Annotated in this window: 4 protein-coding genes and 1 riboswitch; of the genes, 1 reads left to right on the top strand and 3 read right to left on the bottom strand. The window is 67.0% G+C overall.

Annotated features, from left to right (window positions below; genetic code table 11):
* Positions 1-197 precede the first annotated feature (197 nt).
* The 3 genes from AC3XQU_RS22595 to AC3XQU_RS22585 are packed head-to-tail and all read right to left on the bottom strand — an operon-like array spanning position 198 to position 3325.
* Positions 198-1499: a cobyrinic acid a,c-diamide synthase CobB gene (locus tag AC3XQU_RS22595; protein ID WP_489876413.1), complete on the bottom strand. Its 1302-nt coding sequence runs from the start codon at positions 1497-1499 to the stop codon at positions 198-200.
* A gap of 28 nt (positions 1500-1527) precedes the next feature.
* A complete protein-coding gene (locus AC3XQU_RS22590) occupies positions 1528-2301 on the bottom strand; it encodes an ABC transporter ATP-binding protein (RefSeq protein WP_489876412.1) in 774 nt (257 codons plus the stop codon).
* Between the two features lies 1 nt (position 2302).
* Entirely contained in the window at positions 2303-3325 is a 1023-nt protein-coding gene (locus tag AC3XQU_RS22585; RefSeq protein WP_489876411.1) for a FecCD family ABC transporter permease, read from the bottom strand.
* Positions 3326-3415: 90 nt separating this feature from the next.
* Positions 3416-3637: riboswitch (cobalamin riboswitch) on the bottom strand.
* 71 nt (positions 3638-3708) lie between these two features.
* On the opposite strand from AC3XQU_RS22585, the gene AC3XQU_RS22580 reads away from it, so the two are divergent.
* Positions 3709-3919, top strand: a 211-nt coding sequence (locus AC3XQU_RS22580; RefSeq protein ID WP_489876410.1) for a hypothetical protein, incomplete at its 3' end; no start/stop codon positions are given.

Here is a 3919-nt window from a genome sequence, read left to right as displayed (position 1 = left end):
CCAGTGTGAAAGTAGGTTATCGTCAGGCTAGTTATAAGCAAAACCCCACCAGTGATCTGGTGGGGTTTTTTGCGTTTACGCGCGCTGACTTCACGCGAATCTCATCTTGTATGAGCGTGACTATGTTCGCAATTCGATTCCCTGCGCGTCAGTGACACTGCCCGATACGGGATAAGCCGACCTCGCGCGAGATACGCTCAGGGCGCATCCGCCCCAAACAGCACTGCTGCCGCGGGAGGATTCGAAGGAAAGTAGCTGTGGAAGTAGGATGCAGTGAGCGACCCGATACGGAACACCGCTTCCCCCTGCGTGCCGGTGCCGGTACTGACCGCATGGGCTTGCGGCTGCGCCGGCGTCTCCAGCCGCGAATAATGAAAGGTGTGTCCACGCAAGGGACCTTGCGGTGTCGGCATCGCTTGCGCGCCGATTCCGCCGAGGCGTTCCTGCATCCGCACTTCCCCAGGCATCAGGCCCGCCATCGGCCAGCGCTCGCCGTCCTTGTCGGTCAGGCCGTCGACGACCGCCATCATGCCGCCGCACTCGGCGACGATCGGCATGCCCTGAGCGTGCGCGGCGCGGATCGACGCCTGCCAGCGCGCGGCCAGGGCCAGTGCGGCGCCGTGCAGTTCCGGATAGCCCCCCGGCAGGAATACCGCGTCGGCATCGGCCGGTACCGGCTCGTCCTTCAGCGGCGAAAAATAGCGCAGCCGTGCGCCCATCTTTTCGAGCAGATCGAGGTTGGCGGGATAGAGGAAACAGAAGGCGGCGTCGCGCGCAATGGCGATCGTGCGCCGCTCCAGCGGGCGCCCCACGTCCTGCCATACCGGCGGCGCCTGCGGCATGATCGGAAGCGACTGCCAGGCGTCTTCGTTAAAGTGCAGGTCGTCCGCGAGCTTGTCCAGCAGCGGCTCCAGGTCCTCGACTTCCGCCGGCAGGACCAGGCCCAGATCGCGCTCCGGCAGGGGCCGATCCTGCTGCGGCAGCCATCCGAGCAGCGGGATCTCGCGCAGGGACGCGGCCACCATGTCGGCATGGCCCTGGGCCGCAACGCGGTTGGCGACCACGCCTGCCAGTTGCACCGGTCCATAGTCGCGCAGGCCGCGCGCTACCGCACCGGCCGTCTGCGCCATCGCCGCGGCGTCGATCACGGCCAGCACCGGCACCCCGAATTCGCGCGACAGGTCGGCCGCCGAGGGCGCGCCGTCGTACAGTCCCATCACGCCTTCGATCAGGATCGCATCGGACTCGCGCGCCGCGTCGTGCAGGCGGCGCCGGCATTCGTCGATGCCGACCATCCACAAGTCGAGCGTGTGCACCGGCGCACCGGATGCACGCTCGAGCAGCATCGGGTCGATGAAATCCGGACCGCATTTGAAGATCCGCACGCGCCAACCCTGGCGCACCAGCTTGCGGGCCAGCGCGGCGGTCACGCTGGTCTTGCCCTGGCCCGACGCCATCGCCGCGACCAGCACGGCGCGGGCGCCTGCACCCCTGTTCATCTTTCCTCCGTTGCTGCCGGCCGGCCTGTCATGCGCCTGCTTCGACCGGGATAAAAATGCGCCGCCCGCCGTGTTCCAGCATCTCGATCGGGTGGCCCAGGTAGTCGCCCAGCAGTGCGGGCTGCATGGTCTGCGCCACCGGGCCGGCCTGCCAGCCGCCGTCGCCCTTCAAGAGTAGCGCATGCGAGGAAATCCGGTACGCCAGGTTCAGGTCGTGGCCGATCATGACCACCGTCTTGCCCTGCTCGCGGCAGAGCCGGGCCAGCAGGCCCATGATACCCACCTGGTGAGCCAGGTCGAGCGCGTTGGCCGGCTCGTCCAGCAGCAGCAGTGGCGTTTCCTGCGCAAGCAGCGCGGCAATCGCCACCCGCTGCCGCTCGCCGCCGGACAGGGTGCGCACGTCGCGGCCGGCCAGGTCTGCCACTTCCATCTGCGCCAGGGCGCGCATGGCGGCCTGGTGGTCGTCGCTGCCTTCCCAATAACGGTTGCCGTGATAGGGATGGCGTGCCGACAGCACGCTCTCGATCGCGCTGTAGGCAAAGGCGTCGTGGCGCGACTGCGACAGAAAAGCGCGCTCGCGCGCCAGGTCTTCGGGCGTCCAGCGAGCTAGTTCTCGTCCGCGCACCAGCACGGCACCGGCGCTCGGCTGCTGCAGGCCGGCGAGCGTGCGCAGCAGGGTGCTCTTGCCGGCGCCGTTGCGGCCGATGATGCTCCAGCATTCGCCGGGGCGGGCGGTCCAGTCGAGCTGGCGGACCAGGCTGCGGCCGGCGACCTGCAGGTCGAGGTGTTCGGTCTGGATCATCTTATTTCCTCATGCGATGCAGCTGGTAGAGGAAGACCGGGGCGCCGATGATCGCGGTGATCGCACCTGCCGGCAGCTGCTGGGGCGCGATGAGCGTGCGCGCGAGCGTATCGCAGACCACAAGGAAGCTGCCGCCGGCCAGCACCGCTGCCGGGACCAGCACGCGGTGATCCGGCCCGAAGGCATAGCGGCAGGCATGCGGGACGATCAGCCCGACGAAGCCGATCGACCCGGCACTGGTCACCGCGCTCGCCGTCAGCAGACCGGACACGAAGAACAAGCCCTTGCGCAGGCGGCCCACGCGGATGCCGAGCGTCGCGGCGCTCTCCGCATGCAGTGCGACCACGTTCATGGCGCGCGCGCTGCGCAGCGCATACAAGAGCGCCGCGCCGAGCACCAGCCAGGAAGCCAGCCGCACCGGGGCGCCGGACAAATCGCCGATCATCCAGAACACCATGTTGCGCAGGCGGCCCTCCGGCGCGAGCGAGAGCATCAGCGTCACCAGAGCCATGCAGGCGGAGGACAGGATGACGCCGGTCAGCAGCAGCGTCGAGGTGCCGCCTTCCGCGGCCAGGCCGCTGCGCAGGTCGCGTCGGGCCAGCAGGTAAAGCAGCATCGACACGGCAACCGCGCCGCCGAGCGCGGCCAGGTCGACCATGATTGCCGCGGACATCAGCAGCAGGGCAAGCAAGGCCCCGACCGAGGCGCCCGCCGAGATGCCGAGGACATACGGGTCGGCGAGCGGATTGCGCAGCAGTGCCTGCATCATCACGCCAGCCAGTGCCAGCGCGCCGCCGGTGACGAAAGCAGTGAGCGCACGGCCGGCGCGCAGCTCGAGCAGCGAAGCGGCGAGCGATCCTGTCTCGCCGTTTGCCAGCTGGTGCAGGGCGCCCGGCAGCTCGGCGGCTGGAATGGAGATGGATCCCGTCATCCCGGCAAATAGCAGGCTCGCAAGGGCGCACAGCAGCAGCATGCCAATGACGAGCGTGGCGTGCCGGCGTTGCGGGCAGACTGGATGGTGCATGCGTTTCCTGGTCGGACGCGTGGACGTGCACGCGCAATGGCAACCGGCCGACGTCCCCGTAGGCCAGATTGAACCGAAGCGCACCATCGGCGCACTTCACCCCTTTTGGCCGGTATCCGGGCTGGCAAGTAGGGCCATCCAACCTTCCCATGCGAATCGCACAGTGGTTATGAGAGACAGCCTGCCGCATTGCTGCGGCACTTGCTTACCGTTGCGGGGGCAGCACGCGTTGGCCTTTTGGCGAGGCTTCGCGTTTCCCGTTTAACTGCGCCCGTGAGGACGGGCGCGTGCACCAAAACGCCTCCATTATACGGTGTTGTCCGTGCGGCTCTGCCGATGAGCAACCGACCTCGGCAAGACCCTCCTGGGGACCAGGCTAAAAAATGTCGAAAGTTCGATTGCAGGCCATTGTAAGTCCCGTGATCATTTGCTATAGTTCTGCTCCTCCGACGCACACGCAGCTTCACGGCAGCGACAGCGAAGGAAACGAAGGGGTTGACGAGTTGCAGGAAACACCGCATACTCTCGCTTCTCTGCTGCTGACGAACACAACGCTTCGTCGAATACAGCAAGGCAGTACCGAATACCGTTCTT

This window comes from Telluria sp. AZSoR62 (assembly GCF_058111565.1).
Note: the sequence above shows the minus strand (reverse complement) of the source record. Positions and strands in the feature narration are given on the sequence as shown.